Origin of the sequence: Nocardioides sp. (genome assembly GCA_037045645.1) — a bacterium.
Taxonomy (GTDB): Bacteria; Actinomycetota; Actinomycetes; order Propionibacteriales; family Nocardioidaceae; genus Nocardioides.
Genome location: JBAOIH010000004.1, coordinates 101,646 through 126,186, shown reverse-complemented (window position 1 = coordinate 126,186; position 24,541 = coordinate 101,646). Strand labels below are relative to the sequence as shown.

At 66.8% G+C, this 24,541-nt stretch carries 20 protein-coding genes and 1 tRNA gene; 8 read left to right on the top strand and 13 right to left on the bottom strand.

The features are described 5' to 3' along the window. Positions 1–15: 15 nt before the first annotated feature. On the bottom strand, positions 16–1,545 hold the full coding sequence (locus V9G04_13830; GenBank protein MEI2714332.1) for an FMN-binding glutamate synthase family protein: 1,530 nt from the start codon (positions 1,543–1,545) through the stop codon (positions 16–18). A 79-nt stretch (positions 1,546–1,624) separates the two neighbouring features. On the opposite strand from V9G04_13830, the gene V9G04_13825 reads away from it, so the two are divergent. From V9G04_13825 to V9G04_13805, 5 genes are read left to right on the top strand one after another with little or no spacing between them, the layout of a single operon-like run. Then, positions 1,625–2,905, top strand: a complete 1,281-nt coding sequence (locus tag V9G04_13825) for an alpha/beta fold hydrolase (protein MEI2714331.1) — start codon at positions 1,625–1,627, stop codon at positions 2,903–2,905. Positions 2,906–2,914: 9 nt separating this feature from the next. Continuing rightward, positions 2,915–4,267, top strand: coding sequence for an MFS transporter (locus V9G04_13820; GenBank protein MEI2714330.1), 1,353 nt, complete (start codon positions 2,915–2,917; stop codon positions 4,265–4,267). Beyond that, the gene (locus V9G04_13815) at positions 4,264–5,709 is read left to right on the top strand and encodes an aminotransferase class V-fold PLP-dependent enzyme (GenBank protein MEI2714329.1); all 1,446 of its coding nucleotides are present in this window, start codon (positions 4,264–4,266) and stop codon (positions 5,707–5,709) included. The genes V9G04_13820 and V9G04_13815 overlap by 4 nt, the downstream gene beginning before the upstream one ends. After that, the gene (locus V9G04_13810; protein MEI2714328.1) at positions 5,706–6,425 is read left to right on the top strand and encodes a uracil-DNA glycosylase; all 720 of its coding nucleotides are present in this window, start codon (positions 5,706–5,708) and stop codon (positions 6,423–6,425) included. The genes V9G04_13815 and V9G04_13810 overlap by 4 nt, the downstream gene beginning before the upstream one ends. 34 nt (positions 6,426–6,459) lie before the next feature. After that, positions 6,460–7,266 (top strand): class III extradiol ring-cleavage dioxygenase, encoded by an 807-nt coding sequence (locus tag V9G04_13805; GenBank protein ID MEI2714327.1) that lies wholly within the window; start codon positions 6,460–6,462, stop codon positions 7,264–7,266. Between the two features lie 131 nt (positions 7,267–7,397). Here V9G04_13805 and V9G04_13800 read toward each other — a convergent pair whose 3' ends face one another. From V9G04_13800 to V9G04_13790, 3 genes are all read right to left on the bottom strand, one after another. After that, positions 7,398–8,063 (bottom strand): helix-turn-helix transcriptional regulator, encoded by a 666-nt coding sequence (locus V9G04_13800; protein MEI2714326.1) that lies wholly within the window; start codon positions 8,061–8,063, stop codon positions 7,398–7,400. Positions 8,064–8,269: 206 nt separating this feature from the next. After that, positions 8,270–9,835: a succinic semialdehyde dehydrogenase gene (locus tag V9G04_13795; protein ID MEI2714325.1), complete on the bottom strand. Its 1,566-nt coding sequence runs from the start codon at positions 9,833–9,835 to the stop codon at positions 8,270–8,272. A 3-nt stretch (positions 9,836–9,838) separates the two neighbouring features. After that, positions 9,839–11,464, bottom strand: a complete 1,626-nt coding sequence (locus V9G04_13790) for a GMC family oxidoreductase N-terminal domain-containing protein (GenBank protein MEI2714324.1) — start codon at positions 11,462–11,464, stop codon at positions 9,839–9,841. Between the two features lie 90 nt (positions 11,465–11,554). Here V9G04_13790 and pdxY point away from each other — a divergent pair, with 90 nt between their 5' ends. Continuing rightward, complete coding sequence (gene pdxY / locus V9G04_13785) at positions 11,555–12,418, top strand: pyridoxal kinase PdxY (protein ID MEI2714323.1); 864 nt, start codon at positions 11,555–11,557, stop codon at positions 12,416–12,418. A 15-nt stretch (positions 12,419–12,433) separates the two neighbouring features. Here the strand turns inward: pdxY and V9G04_13780 are convergent. After that, positions 12,434–12,505 (bottom strand) — tRNA-Thr (locus V9G04_13780). 52 nt (positions 12,506–12,557) lie between these two features. On the opposite strand from V9G04_13780, the gene V9G04_13775 reads away from it, so the two are divergent. Next, positions 12,558–13,793 carry a DUF4032 domain-containing protein gene (locus tag V9G04_13775; GenBank protein ID MEI2714322.1) on the top strand — a complete coding sequence of 412 codons (1,236 nt, stop codon included), beginning with the start codon at positions 12,558–12,560 and terminating at the stop codon, positions 13,791–13,793. A gap of 4 nt (positions 13,794–13,797) precedes the next feature. Here V9G04_13775 and V9G04_13770 read toward each other — a convergent pair whose 3' ends face one another. From V9G04_13770 to V9G04_13750, 5 genes are all read right to left on the bottom strand, one after another. Beyond that, positions 13,798–14,808 carry a hypothetical protein gene (locus V9G04_13770; protein MEI2714321.1) on the bottom strand — a complete coding sequence of 337 codons (1,011 nt, stop codon included), beginning with the start codon at positions 14,806–14,808 and terminating at the stop codon, positions 13,798–13,800. Between the two features lie 118 nt (positions 14,809–14,926). Beyond that, a complete protein-coding gene (locus tag V9G04_13765; GenBank protein MEI2714320.1) occupies positions 14,927–15,235 on the bottom strand; it encodes a hypothetical protein in 309 nt (102 codons plus the stop codon). A gap of 5 nt (positions 15,236–15,240) precedes the next feature. Continuing rightward, a complete protein-coding gene (locus tag V9G04_13760; GenBank protein MEI2714319.1) occupies positions 15,241–16,197 on the bottom strand; it encodes a hypothetical protein in 957 nt (318 codons plus the stop codon). A gap of 52 nt (positions 16,198–16,249) precedes the next feature. Beyond that, a complete protein-coding gene (locus tag V9G04_13755; GenBank protein ID MEI2714318.1) occupies positions 16,250–16,420 on the bottom strand; it encodes a hypothetical protein in 171 nt (56 codons plus the stop codon). A 123-nt stretch (positions 16,421–16,543) separates the two neighbouring features. Continuing rightward, positions 16,544–18,049, bottom strand: a complete 1,506-nt coding sequence (locus V9G04_13750; protein ID MEI2714317.1) for a metallophosphoesterase family protein — start codon at positions 18,047–18,049, stop codon at positions 16,544–16,546. 156 nt (positions 18,050–18,205) lie between these two features. Here V9G04_13750 and V9G04_13745 point away from each other — a divergent pair, with 156 nt between their 5' ends. After that, positions 18,206–20,410: a protein kinase gene (locus V9G04_13745; protein MEI2714316.1), complete on the top strand. Its 2,205-nt coding sequence runs from the start codon at positions 18,206–18,208 to the stop codon at positions 20,408–20,410. Positions 20,411–20,413: 3 nt separating this feature from the next. Here the strand turns inward: V9G04_13745 and rlmB are convergent, their stop codons facing one another. From rlmB to V9G04_13730, 3 genes are all read right to left on the bottom strand, one after another. Beyond that, on the bottom strand, positions 20,414–21,370 hold the full coding sequence (gene rlmB / locus V9G04_13740; protein MEI2714315.1) for a 23S rRNA (guanosine(2251)-2'-O)-methyltransferase RlmB: 957 nt from the start codon (positions 21,368–21,370) through the stop codon (positions 20,414–20,416). Further along, complete coding sequence (gene cysS, locus V9G04_13735) at positions 21,370–22,848, bottom strand: cysteine--tRNA ligase (protein MEI2714314.1); 1,479 nt, start codon at positions 22,846–22,848, stop codon at positions 21,370–21,372. Before cysS ends, rlmB begins: the two co-directional genes overlap by 1 nt. Positions 22,849–22,955: 107 nt before the next feature. After that, on the bottom strand, positions 22,956–24,500 hold the full coding sequence (locus V9G04_13730; protein ID MEI2714313.1) for a molybdopterin-dependent oxidoreductase: 1,545 nt from the start codon (positions 24,498–24,500) through the stop codon (positions 22,956–22,958). Between the last annotated feature and the right edge of the window lie 41 nt (positions 24,501–24,541).

Genomic DNA, 24,541 nt, shown 5'->3' with positions numbered 1-24,541 from the left:
CGAACCGGTGGGCTGCTAGTCGAGTTGCTCCATCAGGTGGTCGATCTCCCGGGCCAGTTCGACACCCAGCACGCCGCAACGCCGGTCGTAGCCATAGACCTCGTGCAGTTTCTTGGTCGACTGCTGGGCCACCACGATCTCGACGTCGTTGGGCGTGATCAGCCCGGGGTGGCGTACACCGACGGCCTCGGACACCTTCAGCAGGTCACGGCGCAAGGAGGTGATGTAGTTCGCCAGGCGTACGGACTTCAGGTCCGGATCGAGACCGCGCACGAGCCAGTCATTCTGGGTGGCAACACCGGTCGGGCAATGGTCGGTGTGGCACTTCTGCGCCTGGATGCACCCGATCGCCATCATCGCCTCACGCGCGACGTTGATCATGTCGACTCCCAAGGCGAACGCGACCACAGCGTTCTCCGGGACCCCCAACTTGCCCGAGCCGATGAAGACCACGTCGTCGGCCAGTCCGGCGTCGGTGAAGATCCGGTGCACCTTGGAGAAGCCGATCCGGAACGGGAAGGCGACCGAATCCGAGAACACCAGCGGCGCCGCACCGGTGCCACCCTCGCCGCCGTCGACGGTGATGAAGTCCACGCCCCGCTGACGATCGGCCATGCCCTCGGCGAGCAGGTGCCAGAACTCGAGGTTGCCGACGGCGGACTTGATCCCGACCGGCAATCCGGTCCCCTCGGCCACCATCTCGACGAAGTCGAGCATGGAGTCGGTGTTGTGGAACGCCGTGTGCCGCGACGGTGAGGCGCAGTCCTTGCCCTCCGGGATGCCGCGGATCTGCGCGATCTCGGCCGAAACCTTGGCGCCGGGCAGCATGCCGCCCAGCCCCGGTTTGGCGCCCTGGGAGAGCTTGATCTCGATCGCCTTGACCGGCGCGTCCGCGATGCGCTCCACCAGCCTGTCGAGCGAGAAGCGTCCCTGCTCGTCACGGCAGCCGAAGTACGCCGTCCCGATCTGATACACCAGACCGCCGCCCTGCTGGTGGTGGTTGGACATGCCTCCCTCGCCCGTGTTGTGCATCGCTCCGGCGAGTTTGACGCCCTTGTTGAGGGCCTCGATCGCGGCCGAGGACATCGACCCGAACGACATGGCGGACACGTTGATGACCGACTCCGGGCGGAACGCCTTCGCGCGACCGCGCGGACCTCCGAGCACCTTGGCCGCAGGGATCGGCACGCTGCCATGCAGTTGCCGACCGAGCGTGACGCCCTCACCGATGAACGTGCGATGTTTGATGATCGGGTAGCCGTCGAGGTGTTCGATGTCGTTGTCGGTGCCGAAGCCGACGTAGTTGTCCAACCGCTTGGCCGATTGGTAGATCCACGCGCGTTGGTCGCGGCTGAACGGTCGCTCCTCGTCGTTGCTGGTCACGATGTATTGGCGCAACTCCGGACCCACCCGCTCCAGCAGGTAGCGCAGGTTGCCCACCACGGGGAAGTTGCGTCTGATCGCATGCTTCTTCTGCGTGAGGTCCCGTACGGCAATAGCACCCAGCGCGGCAGCACCGCTCGCAGCGGCAGTGGTCCACTTCATGAGGACTCTCTAGCAGGCTTCGGCGGGCACGGGAAGGCCACCCCTCGGGGTGGCACCGAACCCCGGATAGATTGCTGACATGGATCTGATCCCCAAGCCCGATCAGGTCGTCGCTGCCGCCGGCAACATCGCACACACGCTCCTGTACGGCGGACTCGCCGATCTGCGTCCGATGCCGCGGACCCTGATCGAGGACGGCGACCTCTGGGAGGCCTACCACTACCGCCCGCTCGCGGAGGTGGAGAGCCACGGCGATCCGGTCCTGCTGGTGACGCCGCTGGCCGCCCCGTCGCTCTGCTTCGACCTGCGCCGCGGCTGCTCCCTGGTCGAACACCTGGTGCAGGGTGGCCGTCCGACCTACCTCGTGGAATATGGCGAGGTCGCCTTCCGCAACCGGTCGCTGGGCATGGAGCACTGGATCGACGAGGTGGTGCCGAACGCCATCCGTACGGCCTCCGCGCATGCGGGCGGACGACCCGTGCACGTGGTCGGCTGGTCGCTGGGCGGCATCTTCTCGATGCTCACCGCAGCCGATGACCCGAGCCTGCCGATCGCGTCAGTCAGCCTGGTGGGGTCGCCGTTCGATGTCACGAAGGTGCCGATGATGGCGCCAGTCCGGCCGCTGCTCAACCTCACCGACGGCCGTGGCGCGCTGACGGCTGCGTACCGACTTCTCGGCGGGATCCCCAAACCCTTGGTACGGGTGGCCTTCCAGACTGCGTCGATCCACAAGGTGGTGATGAAGCCGCTCGCCAAACTGCAGAATCTCGACGATCGAGAGTTCCTGGCTCAGATCGAGGCGGTCGAGCGCTTCACCGACAACATGCTCGCCTATCCGGGTCGCAGTTTCGGGCAGGTCTATCACCGGTTCGTGAAGAAGAACGCCCTCGCGGGCGGTTCCTTCGACCTCGGCGATCGGACGATCTCGCTGGCCCGGGTCAAGGTCCCCGTGCTGGTCTTCGGCGGAGCCCACGACGGCATCGCACCACTCGCCTCCGTGAAGGCCGTCGTGCCGCTGCTGACGGGATCTGCGGACGTACGGTTCGAGGTGGTGCCGGGTGGCCACCTGGGCATGCTGACCGGGCGCGGGGCGCGTACGACGACCTGGGTGACGCTCGACGAGTGGCTCGACGAGTGGAGTGGTCGCGACTTCGCTGGACCGCCGAAGAAGACTGCTCGGCCCACGAAGAAGGCGCCGACAAAGAAGCCCGCTGCAAAGAAGACCGCCGGGAAGAAGACCGCCGGGAAGTCCTCCCCTCGCAAGCGAACGGCCGCATCGGCGCAGTCGATCGGCGCGAATCCGACACGACGCTACGGTTCTTTCACGCGCCCTCTCCCGCTGACGCCGAGGTTGTCCTAGGGTCCGGACATGAGTGAGCCCGACCCGTCGTCTCAGCAGTCGAGGCTGGGCACTGGGATCAGGGCGGGCTACGCCTCCGGCTCGGTGGCGACCGGTGCCTTCGGCACGGTGCCGGGCCTGATGCTGCTGCCGTACCTCACCGACTCCCTGGGGATCGCCGCCGCGCTCGCGGGGCTGATCGTGTTCTTGCCCAAGGCCTGGGACGTCATCCTCAATCCCATCGCCGGGCGCATCTCCGATCAGACCGTAGATCCGCGCGGCCCGCGTCGGCCGTGGCTGCTGCGCGCGGGCATCATGCTGGCTGGCGCCTTCGCGTTGATCTTCGCGGCCCCGGAGATGGGGTCGAAGGTCTTCGAGGCCTCGTGGGTGCTGCTGTTCTTCTTGCTGGCCGCCACGGCGTACGCGTTCTTTCAGGTGCCGTTCGTCGCGATGCCGGCCGAGATCACCGGCTCGTACCACGAACGCACCCGCCTGATGTCGTGGCGCGTCGCGTTTCTGGCGCTGACGATCATGATCGCCGGGGCCACGGCTCCGATGATCCGCAACGCCGTCGGCGGTCGAGACGGCTATCGCGTGATGGGCGTCGCGATGTCGCTGCTGATCCTGCTCGGCGTCATCTTGGCGTACGTCGGCACGCGACGCGCCCCGGTGGGCACAGTCGAACCCGGACCGGGCACGCTGCGCGACCAACTGCGGATCGTCGCGCGGGCTGAGGACTTCCGTTGGCTGCTGACGACGTACGTGATCCAGGCGCTGGCCACCGGGTGCATGCTCGCGGGGGTCGACTATCTGGCGACCGACGTGCTGGACAGCAAGGGCGCCTCGACGATCCTGTTCGTCTGCTTCGTCGGTCCCGCACTGTTGCTGACGCCACTGTGGGCGCGGGTCGGCGAACGCATCGGCAAGAGGCAGGGCTACGTCATCTCCTCGCTGATCTTGGCCGTGGGCGCGCTGGCCGCACTGACCGCCGTCTCCGGATCGGCGCCGCTGGTCTTCGCCGCCACCGCGATCGTGGGCGTCGGCTATGCCGGGTGCCAGGTCTTCCCGCTGTCGATGCTTCCCGACGCGGCCGCGGTCGATGCGGCGCGCACGGGGAGCAACCGCGTGGGCGTCTATACCGGCGTGTGGACCGCGGCCGAGACGTTCGGGCTGGCGTTGGGGCCGTTCGTCTTCGCGCTCGTCTTGGCGCTGGGTGGGTACGAATCCACGACCGGTGCTGCGATCGACCAGAGCGAGGCGGCACAGCGGGCGATCGTGTTGGGCTTCTCGTTGCTTCCGGCGGTGCTGACGGTCGGGTCGCTGCTCTGGCTGCGTCGCTATCGACTCGATGCGGCGACGGTCGCACAAGGGGGACTTCGATGACCTCGGCTCTGGACGCCTTGCGCGCACTGCAAGGTCAGGATCTGCCGGTACAGGGTGGGCGCACCCTGGCGTACGTCTATGACTCCGGCCTCGACGAAGTCGATCTCCTCGGCCGCGAGGCGGTCGCCCTCTACGCCGGATCCAACGGACTGGATCCGACGGCGTTCCCGTCGTTGCTCGCGATGGAGAACGACCTGGTCGGTTTCGCCGCCCGACTCCTCGACGCGCCTTCGACGGTGGTCGGGTCCGTGACGTCGGGTGGAACGGAGTCGGTTCTACTGGCCGTCCAGACTGCTCGCGACGCGTATCCGACTATCGAGTCACCCGAGATGGTGCTGCCGGACACCGCACACGCTGCGTTCCACAAGGCCGCCCACTACTTCGGCGTCCGCCCGGTGATCGTGCCGGTCGGCACGGACTTCCGAGCCGACGCGTCAGCGATGGCCGCAGCAGTCGGACCACGGACCGTGCTGGTGGTCGGATCCGCTCCGTCGTACGCCCACGGTGTCGTCGACCCGATCCCGGCCCTGGCTGCTACCGCCGCCCGCGCCGGGGTGCGGTGTCACGTGGACGCCTGCATCGGGGGGTGGGTGCTGCCGTACGCAACCCGGCTCGGGCGGTCCGTGCCCCCTTGGACCTTCGCGGTAGAGGGGGTCACTTCGATGTCGGTCGACACTCACAAGTACGCGTACGCCCCGAAGGGCACCTCTCTGCTGCTGCATCGTGAGGCTGCCCTGCGGGCCCCGCAGTTCTTCTCCTCGGCGCAGTGGCCGGGCTACACGATGCTCAACTCGACGATGCAGTCGACTCGTTCGGGAGGTCCGGTGGCCGGGGCGTGGGCGGTCGTACGCCACCTCGGCGACGAGGGCTACCTCGCCGTGGCGCGCGATGTCTTCGCAGCCGTGGATCAGTTGGTCGCCGGCATCGCGGCCCAGCCCGGCCTGTCGCTCCTCGCCAGACCCGACTCGACACTGCTCGCGGTGACGACCGATGCCTCGTGCGACCCGTTCACGATCTGCGACGAGATGAAGTTGCGGGGTTGGTATGTCCAGCCACAAATGACGTACGCCCACTCCGCCACCCTCACCACACCTGCGAACCTCCATCTATCGGTCAGCGCAGCCACACTGGCTCACGTGGACGACTTCTTGTCGGCCTTGGCCGACTCGGTCTCGACGGCCCAGAACGCCGGACCGGTTCAGGTGGACGCAGACGTGGTGGCCTTCATCGAGGCGTTGGACCCCGTCGCACTGAGCGACGCAGACTTCGACGGCTTGCTTTCCGCCTCCGGGTTGGTGACAGCGGGCGGAGCTGACCTGGCATTGCCGGAGGCGATGGCGGACGTCAACGCACTGCTCGACGTGGCAGCCCCGGCGATGCGCGAGGCCCTGCTGAAGGCCTTCCTGGACCGGCTCTCCCGCCCGGCTTCGGGGCTGCTATGAGTTCGCTCGCGCGATTGGTCGAGCGAGGCCTGATGGCGCCCGACTGGGCGCAAGTGCTCGCTCCGGTCGACGAGCGGATCGCGATGCTCGGCGACTTCTTGCGAACGGAGTCCGCTGCTGGTCGCGGCTACCTGCCCGCGGGCGATGCCGTCTTCCGTGCGTTCCGGCGTCCGCTGGCCGAAGTACGCGTCTTGATCGTCGGCCAGGACCCTTACCCCAACCCGTCGCACCCGATCGGACTTTCGTTCGCAGTGGCTCCGGACGTGTGGCCGCTGCCGCGATCGCTGCTCAACATCTATGTCGAGTTGCGCGATGACCTCGGTGTCACACCGCCGCGACACGGGGACCTGAGCGCCTGGTCGGATGCTGGCGTGATGATGCTCAACCGAGTGCTCACCGTGCGTCCGGGGGATTCCGGCTCGCACCGCGGTCAAGGCTGGGAAGACGTGACGGCTTGCGCCATCGCCGCGCTCGCCGCCCGCGGCGGTCCCTGCGCAGCGATCCTGTGGGGCCGTGACGCGCAATCCCTCAAGCCCATGCTGGGTCCGATCCCGTGGGTCGAGTCGGCTCACCCCTCCCCCCTGTCCGCGTCGCGCGGCTTCTTCGGCTCGCGACCCTTCTCCCGAGTGAATCGGCTCCTGGTCGAGCAGGGTGGCCAGCCGGTCGACTGGACGCTTCCGCCCGGCGACGCGTCAGCCGCCCTCGTTGAGGAATAGAATTGAAACTTCAACCATTAATTGGAGTATGACGATGTCCGATCCCCTTGCCAACGGCCCGGCCACCTCCGACCGGATGCCGGCGCTCTACATCGGCCACGGGGCACCGCCCCTGCTCGACGACCCCGTCTGGTCCGGCCAGCTCGCGGCGTGGGCATCAAACCTGCCGAGACCCTCGGCGATCCTGATCGTGTCGGCGCACTGGGAAGCCGCGCCGGTGATGCTCAGCGCTTCCGAGGCGCCGCTGGTCTATGACTTCGGCGGCTTCGCGCCTCGCTACTACCAGATGACCTACGAGACCCCCGACTCGACCGCACTGGCAACCCGCCTCACAAAGATGCTCTCCGGCCTGCCCGGCGGCGTGCACCAGCACCCAACGCGCGGTCTGGACCACGGCGCTTGGGTGCCGTTGAAGATCATGTATCCCGATGCCTCGATCCCCGTCGTGCAGATGTCACTCCCGACCCAGGACCCGACCGCCCTGCTCGCGATCGGCGAGATGCTGCGCCCTCTGCGCGACGAAGGCGTGCTCATCATCGGGTCCGGCTTCCTGACCCACGGCCTTCCCTTCCTCACAGAATGGAAGATCGACGCGGCCGTGCCTGGTTGGTCGGCCGAATTCGATGCCTGGGCCGGCGAGGCGATGGCCCGCGGCGACGTCTCGACACTGGCCGACTACGCAGCCCAGGCGCCCGGAATGCCCTACGCCCACCCGACCGTCGAGCACTACACCCCGCTGTTCGTCACTCTCGGCGCAGCCGAGAACCCCGAGGCGGCTGGCATCCAGGTGATCGACGGATTCTGGATGGGCTTGTCGAAGCGGTCCCTCCAGGTTGCCTGAGCGAGAGGGCCTCCCGCCAGACTCCCCTGGCGGCCGGGACGCCTTGCGGCGGCCTGGTTTCGCTGGGCTCCGCTTTGAGTCTTCTCCGGACTCAAAGCGGAGCCTCGGAAGAGCGCCCTGTCCCGCGCCGCCTAGCGCCAGCGGACTTGATTGGCGACCAGCCATTCCAGTTCGCCGGTCCGGGCCCAGATGGGGAGCATCTTGGCTCGGTAGGCTCGGCCGATCTCATAGCGTTCCTGCAGCCGTGGCGACAGTTCTGCGGCCAACTCTGCTCTCGTCGGCTGGTGGTCGCTGGCACGCCACGGGTCGCCGGGCGGCGGACGCACACGACTGAACTCGGGCCGCGGAACCCCCCAACGCAACTCTTTGTTCATGTTGGTTGAAGCGCACGGATCCTCCATGTCCCAGGTGCGGTGCGCAATGACGTCCGCGTAGGCCGGGAAGCGCCGCCAGGCGCGGTCACGCTCCGCATCAAAGGACATCGGCGGTGCCGGGGCGCCGGATTCGGTCTGCGGCACGAGGACGAGTCCGGCCATGTGGAGCAGATCGACAAGTCTCTCGCCGGCGATCACGTTGCGCCCGGTCTCCCATTTGGCGACCGCAGACTGAGAGACCCCGAGCAACAGCGCCAACTCTCGCTGCGACACCGACAGCAGTCTGCGCACGCGTCTGACCATGCCCGGCAGATCGTCCGGCGTGAGGACGACGTGGGACGGCGTGTCACCTCGCGCCTGTGCTGCGTGCTTGCGGCGACGCCGCTGTCCGTCCCACCACAACTCATTGATGAATGTGCTCATCGCCTGACCTCTTTCCCGAGGCGAGCGATTCAACCTGTGCCTACCGACACTCGCGCGGCGTTATCAACAGGCAACCTCAGCAGATGGCCAGTGGAATCGCCGAGGTCAGAGCCAAGCAGTCAGACGCGGGTCGAGATCTGCGAGTCGAAATCTTGGAAGGTGCGGACGTCGTTTCTCCACCTCCGAGAGTCGCACTTCCCGTCTACTCAGCGGATGCCCAACTTCCGCATCACCTTCAAGCCCTGCAGCATCTGCTTGACGTGGTCGGCGTACTCGACCCCGGGGCGGGCGCCCATCGCGCCGGCCTTCTTGAGCACGCCGATCTGCTGGCAGTCGGTGTACTTCAACAGTCCCTGGTCACCGTGCCGGGCTCCGACTCCGGATTGCTTGACGCCGCCGGAGGGGGTGCCCTTGGAGGCGTACGCGGTGGCGAGCGAGTCGTTGACGTTGACGTTGCCCGAATGGATCCGTCGTGCGACGCGTTCGGCCGCGGCAAGGTCGGTGCCCCATACGGAGGCGTTCAGGCCGTAGTCGGTGTCGTTGGCCAAGTCGACGGCCTGGTCTACCGAGTTATAGCGATGCAACGCCACGACCGGACCGAAGGTCTCGCACGAGCCCGCGAGCATGTCCTGAGTGACGCCTTCGAGGATCGTGGGCTCGAAGAAGGCAGGGCCCAGGTCGGGGCGCGAGCGGCCCCCGCACAACACACTCGCTCCACGAGCAACCGCATCGTCCACGTGCGCGGCCACACGATCGCGATGATCCGGAGAGATCAGCGAGCCGACCTCCATGTCGAAGTCGTACGACGCCCCCACCTTCAGCGCCGAGGCGCGCGCCACGAACTTGTCCCGGAATGCCGCGTACAACGAGTCCGGGAGATAGATCCGCTCGATGTGCATGCAGATCTGCCCGGTGTTTCCGAAGACTCCGAAGAGCGCACCCTCCACGGCCTCATCGAGGTTCGCGTCCGGCAGCACGATCATCGGGTTCTTGCCCCCGAGTTCGAGGGTGCAGCCGATCAGGTTGTGTCCGGCTCGGGCACCGACGAAGCGCCCGGTCGCGGTGGATCCGGTGAACATCACGAAGTTCGCGTTGTCGATCAGCGTCGGTCCGACGTCAGGACCCTCACCGCACACGACCTGGAACAGCCCGCGAGGAAGCCCCGCCTGCTCCAGCAATGACACCCCATAGAGGGGGGACAAGGCCGTCTTGTTGTCCGGCTTCAACACGATGCCGTTGCCCGCCATGAGGGCCGGAATCGCATCGGAGATCCCGCACGCGAACGGGAAGTTCCACGGCGCAATGATCCCGATGATGCCCTTGGGCTGGCGGATCTCGGTCGAAGTCGTGATCACCGGCACCGGGCCGCCACGCTTGACCGGGCGCAGCAAAGACGCAGCGCGCTTGAGGTAGTGCGACATCACCATGACGGGGTCGCACGTCTCCTCGATCGCCATCCGGCGGTTCTTGCCCGACTCGGCCTGGATCAGGTCCGCGGTGATGTGGGCGTTGTCGACGAAGAGCGAATGCGCCTTCTTGAAGACCTTCAGCCGTTTCGCGACCGACCACTGCGACCATTCGGCCTGCGCCTCGCGCGCCCGGGCGTACGCCGCCGAGATGTCCTCGGGAGTCGACTGCGGCAACTCCACCAGAAGGTCACCGGTGTAGACCTCGGTCAGTTTCCAGGTGCCGCCCGCTGTCGACGGCACCCGCGCAACGAGCGACTGCAAGAAGGCATCGGTCAAGGACGCGGGTCGGGTCAGAGTCGTCACAGGTCAGCCCTCCAGGATGAGCTCGGCGCACTTTTCGCCGATCATGATCGATGGCGCGTTGGTGTTGCCGCTGATGATCGTCGGCATGATGGAGGCATCTGCCACGCGCAGGCCCTCGACACCTCGTACGCGCAACTGCGGGTCGACCACGGCGAGGTCATCGACACCCATCCGACACGAGCCCACCGGGTGGTAGACGGTCGTGGCGCGATTGAGCACTTCGTCGCGCAGTGCCTGCCCCTTGAACGATGGGCCGAATTCGATCTCGAGCTTCACGTGCCGCGCGATCGACGGCTGCGCCATGATCTCGCGGATCATCTCCAGCCCCTCGATCAGCACGTCGAGATCAGCGGACTCGGACAAATAGCCCGGGTCCAGGATCGGCGCGTCCGTCGGGTCGGCTGAGGCGAGACGTACGGTCCCGCGCGAGCGCGGCTGGACCAGCGTCGAGAAGACCGACAGGGCCGGGCGCTGGTCGGGCTTGTAGCGGATCGGCTTGTCCTGGTTGGGCGCTGGATAGGCCCACGGGAGGGCCAGGAACTGCATGTCCGCCGGGGCGTCGGGCGCGGCGAGTGACGTACGTGTGAAGCCACCGGCCTCGAAGACGCTGTGAGCCATGAAGGTGTTGCCACCTCCGAATCGCTTGGGCGCCATCTCACGAGCCAACTGCCTCGCGAAGTAGATCGGGTTGCCCTTATGCGGCACGTTGTCCATCGCATAGGTCATCGGTACGAACAGGTGGTCGTGGTAGTTGTCGCCGACCGGTAGGTCCGCGACGACGTCGATGCCGTGGTCGCGCAGATGCTGGGCGTTGCCGACTCCGGAGAGCATCAGCAGGTGCGGGGAGCCGTACGCGCCTGCGGAGAGCACCACTTCGCGAGACGCCTTGATGACCCGTCGCTGACCGTTCTCGATCACCTCGACGCCCACCGCGCGGCCACCTTCGATGACGATGCGAGCAGCCGTGGCGCCGGTGACGATCGTCAGGTTGGCGGGGGCGTCGGTGAGGTACGCCTGGGCGGTCGAGTAGCGCACGCCGTCGCGAGTCGACTCCTGGATGATGTGCATGCCCTCCTGGCGCTCCCCGTTGTAGTCGGGGTTCACGTCCAAGCCGATGGCCGACTTGCCCGCCTCGGCGAACTGGCGGGCCGCGTCGCACACGTCGTGGTTCTCGATCACCGACACGGGTCCAGAACCACCGCGATAGTCGCTGGCGCCGGACTCCCACGACTCGAGCTTCTTGTAGGTCTTGAGGACGTCGTCATAACCCCAGCCGGCGTTGCCCTCGGCCTCCCAGGAGTCGAAGTTGCGACGGTCGCCGCGTACGAAGATCATCCCGTTGACGCTGGAGGAGCCACCGAGCAGTTTGCCGCGGGTGGCGGGGATCTTGCGGTCGAGCATGTGCTTTTGCGGCGCGTGGTAGTAGCCCCAGTCAAAGCGGGACTTGAGCTTGGGATCGCTGTGAACGACCGCGATCATGCCGGGCTTCTTGAACATGATGCTCTTGGCCGAGCCCCCAGCCTCCAGGAGCACGACTTGATGACCGGCATCGGCCAACCGTCGAGCGACGGGCGCGCCCGCGCTTCCGGCTCCGACAACGACGTACTCGGCTTCCTTCTGCGCATTCACGCCGAAACTGTAACGTGTTCTACTTTTTCTCGGAAGATGTTCCCGAGAAGCAGTGCGACCCTGGAACCGGGAAGGTGGGAGGATCAGGGTGTGCGCATCCTGTCCATCCAGTCCCATGTCGCCTACGGCCATGTCGGGAACTCCGCAGCCGTCTTCCCGTTGCAGCGCCTCGGGCACGAGGTGTGGCCGGTCCTGACCGTGAACTTCTCCAACCACACCGGGTACGGCGCGTGGCGCGGGCCGCTGATCGACCCGGCCGACGTGGCGGCCGTGATCACGGGGATCGAGGAGCGCGAACAATTCGGCCGGATCGACGCCGTGCTGTCGGGCTACCAGGGCTCCCCCGCGATCTCCGACGTGATCGTCGACGCGGTGGCGCGGGTCAAGGCCGCCAACCCGAACGCGACCTACACCTGCGACCCGGTCATGGGCAACGCCACGAGCGGATGCTTCGTCAATCCCGAGATCCCGCCGGAGTACCGCGACACCGTGATCCCGGTGGCCGACATCGTGACACCCAACCAGTTCGAACTCGGGTTCATCACCGACCGCCCCGAACTGTCGCAGGCGTCCTCGCTCGCGCAGATCCTGGAAGGGGTGGACGCCGTTCGCGCGCTCGGCCCTTCCACCGTCCTGGTCACGTCGGTCCTGCGCGAGGGCGCTGCCGAGGACACGATCGAGATGATCGCCGTGACCGCCGAGGGCTCGTGGCTGGTCAGCACGCCGCGCCTGCCGATGAAGGCCAACGGCTCCGGAGACATCACGGCTGCGCTGTTCACCGCCCACTTGCACGAGACCGGGTCGGCCGCGGAGGCCCTCGGGCGTACCGCCTCTTCGGTCTTCGCGGTCTTGACGGCGACCCTCGACTCGGGTGAGCGCGAACTTCGACTCGTCCAGTCACAAGAGGCCATCGCGAACCCGGCCAACGAGTTCGACGTCACCCAGGTCCGCTAGGGCACACGCCGCGTGAGCCGCGTGTCAGGATTGAACTGACGACCGTCCGCTTACAAGGCGGGAGCTCTACCACTGAGCTAACGCGGCGATGCGCTCGAAGCGCGCGTTCATCGTAACCAGCGTCAGTACGCTGCGCCTCATGGCCTTGCGCTTCATCGCCAACCGAATGGATCCGGGATTCGTCACGCTGCCTTGGACCAATCCTCTGGACGAGTGGTCGGACGAGTACGTCGTGCCGCTGCCTCGCGGCCTGTCTCGCCACATTGTGCGGATCATCAGCTTGGACGGGCAGACGTACGCCTTGAAGGAGACCACCGAAGAGATGGCGATGCGGGAGTACCGCCTCCTGCGCGACCTGCAGCGGATCCCACTGCCTTCGGTGCTCGCCCAGGGCGTCGTGACAGGACGCACGGATGCCGAAGGGGAGCCCCTACCGGCCATCTTGATCACCGAGCACCTGCGGTTCTCACTGCCCTATCGCAGCCTGTTCGCCCACGGGATGACGGCCGAGAACCTTCCCAGCCTGATCGACGCCATCGTCGTGTTGCTCGTACGCCTGCATCTGGCGGGTTTCTACTGGGGCGACGTCTCGCTGTCGAACGTGCTGTTTCGGCGTGCCGCCGGGGAGTTCTCGGCCTACCTGGTGGACGCCGAAACCGGTGAACTACGCGATCACCTCAGCGACCAGATGCGGCACTATGACGTGACCGTCGGCTGCGAGAACATCTTCGCCGAACTGCTCGATCTGCATGCCAGTGGCGCGATCGACGTCGAGGAGCGCGCGCTGACGATCGTGGAGACCCTGGAAGAGAGGTACGCCGCGCTCTGGGCCGAGCTGACCCGGGTCGAGGAGTACCCCGCAGGCGAGCTCTGGCGCATCGAGGAGCGGGTGGAGCGACTCAACGAGCTCGGCTTCGACGTGGACGAACTGGACGTTGAGACCGACTTCGACGGCGACCGGATCGTGATCCGCCCGAAGGTCGTCGAAGCCGGACATCACGCCCGCGAACTGCAAGGGCTCACGGGGCTCACCGTCGAGGACAACCAGGCTCGGCGACTGCTCAATGACCTGGCGGCCTACACCACGCACAAGAATCTCGGGCGCGAGCCTCGCGAACTCGTCGCCGGCCGGTGGCTGCACGAGATCTTCGAGCCGATCATGGAGTTGGTGCCGCCCGACGCCCGCGGCAAGTTGGACGGCGCCGAGATCTTCCACGAGATCCTGGTGCACCGGTGGTATCTGTCCGAGCGGGCGGGCGAGGAGGTGTCGATATTCGACACCGCCCGCGACTACATCAAGACCGTGCTGCTGCAAAAGCCCGACGAGGCCATCACCAGCCCAGCAGGAGAGGCCGGACCGGAGATCGACGACTGACGGATCACACGACCGGCTTCGCCGGGAGCTTCCTGCCTTCGATCTCACGCTGGCTCGCGGTCACCGCGTCATTCCAGGCGGTGAGCGCTTCGGCATACTCCTTGGTGATGCGTTCGGACTCCGCATGGAAGAACTTCCAGCCGGACGTGTCGCGATAGAAGCAGGTCGTGTAGCAACTGTCCGCATCGACCAACCCGTCGTACGCCTCGCTGACCGCCTCGATCCCGTCGTCGATCATCGTCACCAGACGGGAGTGACTCTCCTGCATCTCTCGTGGCACGGACAGCACGTTCATCGCGTCGCGTACCTCACCGCGCTGCTGGCCGGCGTCGCTGAGCTTGGTGTAGGCATCGCTTTCGGTAATGGCCGCGTTGGGGTCTTCCACGGCATCGAACCAGTCGCCGAGGTTCTCCCTCAGCGCGCTGTAGCGCTTGAGCAGTCGATCCATCTCGTCGCGGTAGTAACTCAGCATTTCCCGGTCGGAGTCGCGTTGCTCGATCGCGACCCGATTATCGTCCTCCCACTTGGCCATCGCCTCAACGCCGCGGTCGACGATCCCCGCGACATTCTCCAGCGCCGCGGCCCCGCTGATCCCGGAGATCTTCGCGAGCGAAACATTCAGTTGCGCCCGCACGGCCTCCCACGAGTCCAGGTGACTGGCATTCAATCCGCTGAGGGCTCCGATGGCGGCGAAGGCGCCGGAGAAGTTGCGCAGCGTTTCGGCTTCTGCTCCGGAGAAGTCCCCCAGCACGGATTCGATCGCACTGTGCTGAGACTGCGCCGCGCTCGCCGTCTCTCGGACTTCGGCGGTGCGTCCGGCTGACTGCAGTCTCTCGAGTGCCGTCGTCAAAGCACCGTTGGCCCCGACTGCGACTTCCCCGCCCACGAGAGCGGTGAGCGAGTCGAGGACGCCGGCGACGTCAGGGACCAACCCCCCGGCCTCGGTGTCGACTGCTGCCATGTGGGTCTTCGCCTCGTCGAGCTCGGAGATAGCCGACTGCAGGCTGTCGTTCACGCCAGGCCACCCGGAAAAGTCAGCTCCCGACACACCCGACAACGTCGTCAGTGCGTCGACAAGTGCGGACTCGGCGGCCAGAACCGATGCGCTGGCCACCGCGAACTTCGAGTGCGCTTCAGCCGCTGACTCGCTCAGACCTTCCAACTCGGATTTCGGCGCCGTCCGCGGCAGTTGCCACGTCCGCGATCGATGTTGCCGACTCCATCGACTCCACCACCGGGGCGAACGCCTTCTGAGCCGCCACGAAGTCATCCTTGATCGGCTTGGCTTTCCAATAGCGGAATCCGAAGAAGCCGCCCAGGGCCAACAACAACACCAGCGACAGACCGGCCGCGAAGGCGACTGCGACGAGTCGTTTCGACGAACCTGCCGCTTCGGAACCCGGCACCTGCTGGGAGGCTGCGCTCGGGTCGAACTCGTGCATCCTGATCAGCGCATCCGCACCAGGATCGTCTTGCTGCACTTGCCCTTGTAGCAGGCGATGTAGCGACGCGAACCCGACCGCACGTCCTCGCGGTGCCGGAAACGACCGGTCGGCGAAATGCACTTGCTCGCCTCAACGACCCACCGCGAGCCACGGCGCGTGAGTTTTTGATAGATCTTGACCTTGCCGCGACTGCGGTTGACTCGACCCTTCAAGGTGACGAAGCCACCACGACTGACGAGATACTTGTTTGCTTTGAGCGTGATCTTGAGCTTCTTCGCCGGGGGCGGCGGAGGTGGCGGCGGTGCGACAGGAGTGGTGCCAAGCGACGAGGCGGGCGAGACCATGATCCGGTAGGTCGTCCCGACGGTGCCGGTGATCTTCAACTTGAAGGTCTGGTCGGAACTGCTCACCTTGGTCGACTCGAGGTCGTAATACCCGGCGGAAGCCGACAGGTCGCTGAGATAGTTGTAGTTCAAGGAATCGGCATCGGCCTGCCCCGCAGCAACGCTCAGTCTGACGTTGGCCGCCATGTTGGCCTTGACCTGGAAGTAGACGTAGTCGGCATCGTTCGAGGTCTCGATGGCTCCCGCGAAGTCGACGTCGCCAGTCAGCGGGCCGTTCGCCTGCGACTCCAGATCGTTGGGCTCGGTCAGATTCACCACGGGTGCCATGGCTGGTGGGGTCGGATCGATGGCATCGGTGGCGCCACCGGCCGTATTCGTCACTTTGAGCGAGTAGCGACAGTTGAGCCCTTCGTCTTTCCAGTATTCCGCAACGGATACCAGGAAGTACTGCGTCGGTCCACCGACAACACCAGGAGTCGTCAGGGTCGTCGTCGAAGAAGAACCGTTATCTGGATTCAGGTAAGCCAAGGAATAGGCAGTTGAGTCAGTGGGTTCGCGGACATAGATCCGTAGCGAGTTGTAAGGATCAGCGCACCCGGCGACCGCAGCCGTCATACGAATCTGACGCTGGGGTCGCAAACCAAGCCAGAAGTAGTCCAGGTCTCCGTCAGCTCCCCAACACCCCCATGAGCCCTTCGGTGTTCGCGGTCGCAGACACCTGGAAGATGTTGTCGTTCGGCTCCACTTCCATGGTCGGCGCTGCGGACGCCGTCGGCATTGTCAACAACGCGATCACCACCGCCAAGACGGTCCCCAGCAGCGTTCGCCTGATCCCCACACGACTCATCCGAAACAACTCCCTCGCCTGCGGCACTCCCTGGGCAAAACCGACGAATCGCACGTTAACCCAGGGCGGGGACATCCGACGGAGATACCGAAAATCTCCCTCGATCTGGGGAGGTCAGGGTGCTCCCATTGGAACGAAATCGGTAACTGACACCCTGCCGTTGGTCTGGATGACCACGGCCTGCACTCCCAGGGGACGGCCGTCGCGGTAGGTGATCAGGGAGACCTCGGCCATCCGCCGCGGCTTGCTTCCGACCGCAATCGTGTACGCAGCACCGCCAGTGGTGCCGTTGATGTACGTATAGCCCGTCTCGCCGTTCACGCCAACCGTCGCGTCGGGGCCCGTGCGTACATGCAGGTGCCCACCCACCACCAGGTCGACGCAGCCACGCCGCAACGCCTCACGGCCGAGGTTGGTGTCGTGGACCAGCAACGTAGTGACCCGTTCGTCCGCTGCACACGCCGTGTCGGCGAGTTCGCGACCGATCTCGGTGAACGTACGAGGCCCCTCGTCGCGCCAATTCCCCAACCCGGAGCGGCGTGGGTCGTCCACGCCAAGCAGCGTCGTGCCGCCGGGTCCGTCGACGACCTCGCCGGACAGCCGGGTCCAGCCGAGATCCAACAGGTACGGCCCCACGAAATCGCCGTTGTCGTGGTTTCCGGTCACGGCCCAGCGGTCGAAATCCTCGAACTCCTCCGTGACCGAGTCGAGGCTGAACGCCTCCCAACTCTTGCCGGACGAGGTGTCGTCGCCGGCGTTGAAGACCGCCGAGGCTCCCCCGCGGTCGGCGATCGCACGTGCCACCGGATCCATGCCCACGTTGTCGTGACGGTCGGAGACCAGCGCAACGACGGTGTCGCCGGGCTCCGGTACGCGTACCTCGATCTCACCGACCCGCGCGACCACCTCGGCATAGAAGTGCTTGGAGCGGTCATAGGTGTCCAGGGCGCTCTGGATCAGTCGTCTGGTCTGCCTGGTGGTGATGTCACCGCTGATCTGCACGGGCGGCAGATCGCCCGGCAGCGCGACCTCGACGCCCGCGAATTCTTCGAGACTCACCCAACGGCGCTCGGACTCCGAGGTCGGGTCGGTGACATCCCAAGGCTCGATGAGCACGACGGCCACCGCCACCACCGCCAGGGTCCCCGCCGTGACCGCCGGGGACCGCAGTCGGCCCACCAGGTCCCGACGTCGGGTGCGTCCGACCAGCACCCACACGAGCAACGGCAGCCCCGCCACCACGCCACCGCGCAGCACCGCACTGACCGCCATCTGCGACAGCGCTCCGCGTACCTTCTCGATCTGCGCCTGCGGGTGCGCACCGATCACCGCATAGCGCTGCATCAACTCGTCGATCGAACCCGCATCCGTCTTGCCCAACTGGATCTGCGCGCCGATTGGCGCCTGTGACTCTGCGCGAAGGTTGGGCAGGATCGGCCCGGTGCGGACCTCGATCCACGGTTCGTACGTCGGCCGCACGACAGCATCGTGACTGGCCAGCACGACCTCTCGACTGCTGTGAGTGAAGATCAGGCTGGCACAGCCGACCGTCATCGCCAGCCACACGGCGACGGCCAACGCAGCCTTCGCCACCGCGCGCGTACGTAGGCGAATCGGCATCGTGTCACCGTAGCCGGGATCAGGGTTCTCCCCGGAAGAGGGGACCCGTACGGGTACCGTGCGGCCGTGGGCAATCGGAGATTCTGGACCCACACGCGGCCACCTGGCAGATAAACCGGTGCCGCAGCGCCCCACGACCAGAAGGCAACGATTGGCATGACCCGCTTTCCTCAGATCGGTGACGACTTCGGGCCCTATCGCATCGTCGGCCTGCTCGGCCAAGGCGCGATGGGGGTGGTCTTCGCGGCGACCGAAGTGGGGTTGGGTCGGCAAGTGGCACTCAAGGTGCTCTCGCCACAACTGAGTCAACAGCCGGAGTATCGGGCTCGCTTCGAGCGTGAGGCGACCTCACTGGCCCGGGTGGACTCACCCCACATCGTGGCGATCTTTAGTCACGGCGCCATCGATGACTGCCTCTACATCGCCGCCCAGTACGTCTCCGGCGGAGACCTGGGCGATCGGATCCAACAGCAGGGCCCGCTGGCCCCGCTCGACGCGCTCACGGTCGCTGCCCAGGTGGCCTCGGCGCTCGCCGCGGCTCACCAGGTGGGGGTGCTGCACCGAGACGTGAAGCCGCGCAACGTCTTGCTGCGCCCAGCTGGCGACGGCCTGCACGCCTACCTGTGCGACTTCGGCATCGCTGCTGGACAGGATGCGCAATTGACGGCGACCGGTGTCGTGGCGGGTACGTTCGGCTACTTGGCCCCTGAGCGCTGCCGAGGCGAGCAGGCCGCCCCCGCCTCCGACCTCTATTCGCTCGGCTGTCTGTTGTGGAACTGCCTGACCGGTTCGCTGCCCTATGAGGGAAGCGCGACCGAGCAGGTGCTTGCGCATGTCAGTGGTCCCGTGCCCCAACTGCGGGAGACCGACGGTACGTCGGTGGCACTCAACCGAGTGCTCCGGACCCTGATGGCCAAGGATCCGCAGGCGCGCTACCCCGACGCGATCGCGGCGCGTGACGACCTGCTGCGGGTGCGTCAGATCGTCGAGCGGGCAGGTGACACCACGCTGGTGACTGCCCCGCTCGCGGGTCAACACCCAGGAGAGCAACCGACGGTGGCGCGCGTGCCCGACACCGCGGCGTACGCGTTGCCGCCCACGCCGACGACGAACCACACCTCACGCAAGTGGGTGGTCCCGGTGGCTGTCGGATCGGTCGTCGCCGTCCTCGCCGCGGCGGGCGGAGTGTTCGCGCTGACCCGAGGCGGCGACGACGAGTCGACCCCGAAGGCGGCGGTGACGAAGTCGACCGCCACGCCCACTGCCCCGACCTCCTCGGCCTCGACCAAGCCCAAGAAGCCACGCAAGACCCTCACGGCCACAGCCACCGTCACGATGACCGCAGGCACGGCGGGATCGGCCGGCGTGCTGAGCGGTCGAGACGCCAACGGCGACGCCCACGACGACTTCGTCATCCAGACCTCCGACGGCGTCGCGGCAGTGACGCTGTCCGGTGACGACGCCTCGCCGGAGGTGCTGTGGGAGCAATCCACCGACAACCCGTCAGTGCCTGTCGTACGCGAAGACTTCGATGGCGACGGCCTGATGGATCTGGCCTCGATGTCGTTCGTCGAGGGTGGCTGGCTCGTCGAGGTCTCGACGGGCATCGGATCGCGGTTCGAATCCCCCGGGTCCTGGGTGAACTGGGAGGGCGACGCCGAGCAGGACTCCAACATCACCGCGGCCGATTTCACCGGTGACGGTCTGGCCGATCTCGCCGTCGCACGTTCCACCCCCGGAGGCATCGCGATCGATGTGCTCGAGTCGACCGGTTCTTCGTTTGCCGCACCCGTCACGTGGGCGTCGGTGCCGAAATGGACCTGGGCCAACATGAAGATCGTCGCCGGAGACTTCACCGGGGACGGCATCGCGGACCTGGCCGAACTCGGCAAGCCCTGGCGCGGTGGTGTCGATGTGCGGATCTTCGAGTCGTACGGCTCGGGCTTCGCGCCCAACCGCGAATGGATGGCCAACAAGACCTGGGACTGGTCCAAGACCCACCCCCTGGTCGCCGACATCGACGGCGACGGAGTCGTGGACATGCTGATGCTGCGCGACGAGGGCTCCACCACCGCGTACGCCCTGATCTCCAACGGGAGCGAGTTCGAAGACTCCTATCCCCTCGGCACCGTGTCGTCACAAAGCCTGGAACACGTCGCCAGCGTCAGCGTGGACGCAAATCAGGACGGCCGGACCGATCTGGTCGTCCTGGGTGACCTGACCAGCGGGAGTGGCGGGACTATTCAGTCCTTCCTGTCCAACGGTTCGGGACTGGACCCGGCAAGTTCAGGGCGTACGGACTTCAATGTCTCCGGGGCGAGCAGGGCCGTGGGCAGCACCGCGTTGGCGATGAACTGGTAGCCGTCAGGCGCGGGCCTGGCTGATCGCGTACAGCGCGACCGAGGCGGCCACGCCTGCGTTGAGCGACTCCAAGGTCGAGGCCATCGGGATCGAGACGAGTCGATCGCAGGTCTGCGACACCAGGCGCCCGAGTCCGTCGCCCTCCGAGCCGACGACCACGACGAGCGGGCCACGCGCGAGGTCGGCGTCCTCGACCAGTTCGGGCAACGTCAGGTCACCGTCGGCCGCAAGACCGACGACCTGGCAGCCGGCGTCCTGATAGGCCCGGAGTTGTCGGGTCAGATTGACGGTCTGGGCGACCGGGATGCGGGCCGCCGCACCAGCCGAGGTCTTCCATGCCGAGGCAGTCATGGAGGCGGCTCGACGTTCGGGGATCAGCACGCCGTGGGCACCGAATCCCGAGGCGCTGCGGATCACCGCACCAAGGTTGCGCGGATCCGTCACCGAGTCGAGCGCGACGATCAACGGACGCTCGCCCACTGAGGTCGCCGCGTCGAGCAGATCGTCGGCGTGCGCATACTCGTACGCCGGGATGCGCGCCGCCAGACCCTGGTGCACCGCGCCCGCGGTCATCCGGTCGAGTTCGCCGCGCGGCACCTCCATCAGCGCCACGCCGCGCTCATTGGCAAGCTTGAACGCCTCACGCAATCGGCCGTCACGCTCCGCGCCTTCAGCGACATACAGCGCGTTGACCGGGACACCCTCGCGCAGCGCCTCCACCACGCTGTTGCGACCGGCGATCCACTCGGCATCCGAGGTCTTGGTGACTCGACGCTTGGGTCGGGCGGTGGTCGCGTCGGCCTTCTTCTTGGCCTTGTGCGCCTTGTGATAGGGCCGGTCGACCGCCTTCGGGGTCGGACCCTTGCCCTCCAACCCGCGCCGGACCCGACCTCCCGAGCCCGCAGCTGGCTTCTTCGAGGTCTTGCGGATCGCGCCCTTGCGTTGTGAATTGCCTGCCATCACACACTCCACTTCGGCCCGGACGGGGTGTCCTCGATCGTGACGCCGGCGGCCGAGAGTTGGTCGCGGATCGCGTCGGCGCGTCCCCAGTCCTTGTCGGCACGTGCCTGCGCCCGGTCGGTGAGCAGTGCCTGGACCAGCGCGTCGACGACGGGTTCGAGTGAGTCCGTACGGGACTCACCCCACGCCGGATCTGCCGGGTCGAGACCGAGCACGGCGAGCATCGCGCGTACGGCCGTCGCCTCGGCGGCGGCGGACTCCCCCGCCGCGAGCTTGCGGTTGCCTTCGCGCACGGTGTCGAAGAGGACCGCCGTCGCGCCCGAGGTGTTGAGGTCATCGTCGAGCGCGGCAGCGAACGCCGCGGGAAGCGTGGTTTCGAGACGGGCTGCGCCCTCCTCAACCACCGGTTGGCCGGGATTGGTTTCGAGAGAGGTCGGTGCTACCGGTGGTTGAGGAGCCGACGCAGTCGGCGTCTCGAAACCACCGGCCCGCTCCAAGAAGTCCTCCACCCGACGAAAGCCCTTGGCCGCCTCGTCGAGGGACTCGTACGAGAACTCGACGTGGGAGCGATAGTGCGACGAGACCATATAGAAACGCAGTTCGATCCCGCGTACGCGCTTGAGCACCTCGGGGATCAGCAGCGAATTGCCCAGAGACTTGCTCATCTTCTCGCCCGCAGTGGTGATCCAGGCGTTGTGCATCCAGTAGGTCGCGAAGGGGCGGCCGGAGGCTGCGGACTGAGCCAACTCGTTCTCGTGGTGCGGGAAGCGCAGGTCCACGCCCCCGCCGTGGATGTCGAAGGCATCGCCGAGGTACTTGCCCGCCATCGCCGAGCACTCGATGTGCCAGCCAGGACGCCCCGGTCCGTACGGAGAGGGCCAAGCGGCAGTCTCCGGCTCCGAGTCCGCCTTGTACCCCTTCCACAGCGCGAAGTCGCGCGGATCGCGCTTGCCCCGCGGGTCGGCGTCCCCGGCGGGCTCCATGTCGTCGACACCCTGCCGGGTCAGCGAGCCGTACGCCGGCCACGACCGCACGTCGAAGTAGACATCCCCCGAGCCGTCCTCGGCGACGTACGCGTGCCCGAGCGCGATCAGGCGATCAATCAAGGCGATCATCTCGGGCACATGCCCGGTCGCCGCCGGCTCGTACGTCGGTGGCAACACGTTGATCGCGGCCAGCGCCTTGTCGAGTTCGCGCGCCATGTTCTGCGCCAGCGAGTACCAGTGGATGCCCTGTTCGGCCGACTTCGCCAGGATCTTGTCGTCGATGTCGGTGACGTTGCGGATGAAGTCGACCTCGAAGCCCTTCGCGGTCAACCAACGCCGCAGCACGTCGAAGTTCACCGCGCTCCTGACGTGCCCGACATGCGGTTCGCTCTGCACGGTCAGCCCGCAGACGTAGATACCGGCCTTGCCCTCGACGAGGGGCACGAAGTCACGGACTTCGCGCTTGGCGGTGTCATAGAGCCGGAGAGTCACCCGGGCAGTCTAGGGAGCCGGGCCCGCTGCCCCCCAATCATTCACTGGGGCCCATCACTGGGGCCCATCACTCGGGCCCATCACTCGGGCCCATTCACTGGACCCGATCATTCGGCGCTGAACTCGACCTGATGCCAGCCCGTCGCACCATCCGGTAGCACATCGCGGCGTACACTCGTCTGCCACTGCCCGTCCGCGCCACGAGCACGCACCTTCACCACATGGTCGCCGGGTGCCACCTGGGTGACGGCCAGCCACTGCACCCACGTGTTGACCGACGGCACCTCGGCCAGTCGTGCGTCCTGCCAGGCGCCACCGTCCACGGCGATCTGGACCCCGGAGACACCGACCCCCTGGTTCCAGGCGACGCCCGCAAAGGTCACCGCGCCAGCCGAGACCGAGTCGCCGGAGCGCGGGACGTCGATTCTCGAGGCCAGCTTCACCGGACCCCGCTCGGACCACCCGTTGGCAGTCCAGAACGCGGTGAAGTCCTCGAACCTGGTCACCTCCAGGTCGACCACCCACTTGCACGCCGAGACATAGCCGAAGAGTCCGGGCACGATCGTGCGTACCGGAAAACCGTGCTCCAACGTGAGCGCTTCTCCGTTCATCGCCATCGCCAACATGGCGCCACGCTGGTCCTGCAGCGCGGCCAGCGGGGTGCCGCAGGTCCAGCCGTCCTGGCTGGTCTGAAGCACCGCGTCCGCGTCCGTGTGCGCCCCTGCCTCTGCTAGCAGGCCGGTGAGGCGTACGCCCGACCACCAGGCGTTGCCGATCAGTCCCCCGCCGACCTGGTTGGAGACGCAGTTGAGCGTCATCCACTGCTCGGTGAGCTCGCGGCGAGCCAGGTCGTCGTAGGTCAAGGTGAGTTCGCGCTCGACCATCCCGTGGATCCGCAGCCGCCACTCGAACGGGTCGATCGTGGGCACCGCGATCGCGGTGTGGATGACATAGAAGTCCCGTACGGGTGTCTGCCACGGGGCGAGTCCCTCGGCGGCGGTGACGTAGGCAGCGTCGACCTCCGGTGACGTCACGCCGCCCAGGTGCACCAGCCTGCGCACCTTCTCGACGCGACGCCGACCGCGCCCTGCCCAGCGCCCACCTGCGGCCACCACGGCAGCGCCGACGGCCAGCAGCAACGTACGCCGTGAAGGCCCCGGCGTCGCGGGAGCCGACGCCGCCTGCAGCGGCGACGTCACCCAACGCAATCCCACCACCCAACCGAGCAGACCGACGGCCAGCGGGACCAGGTCCCACCGGCTCGCACCGGGACGGGTCAGGACGGCGATCAGGCCGATCGCCGCGAGGATCAGGTAGCCCGTGTCCGCGCGCCACAGACCGTCGCGTGCCTGGTCGCCCAGAAGACAGAAGACCACGACCAAGATCGCGATCGTGGCGCCCACCAGCAGGGGTTTGTCCGCCGGGCCGACGGTGTCCAGCGCCCAGCGGACCACGACCCCGGGCGTGATCGCGATCAGGAGTTCGTCCACGGCCACGACCGGGGACTGCCGCACGGTGAGCATCAGACTCACGGCATAACTTGCGGCGAGGCCGGCAAGGCCCGCGACCAGCCCGGCGAGCCGCCAACGCCAACGCGGAGCCTGCGCGTTCTCGCGAACGCGCTCCACGGAGGAGTCAGCCGCGGCAGTCATGAAGGCGATTGTCGCAGCCTCTGGTCGGCGTGCGGCATGAT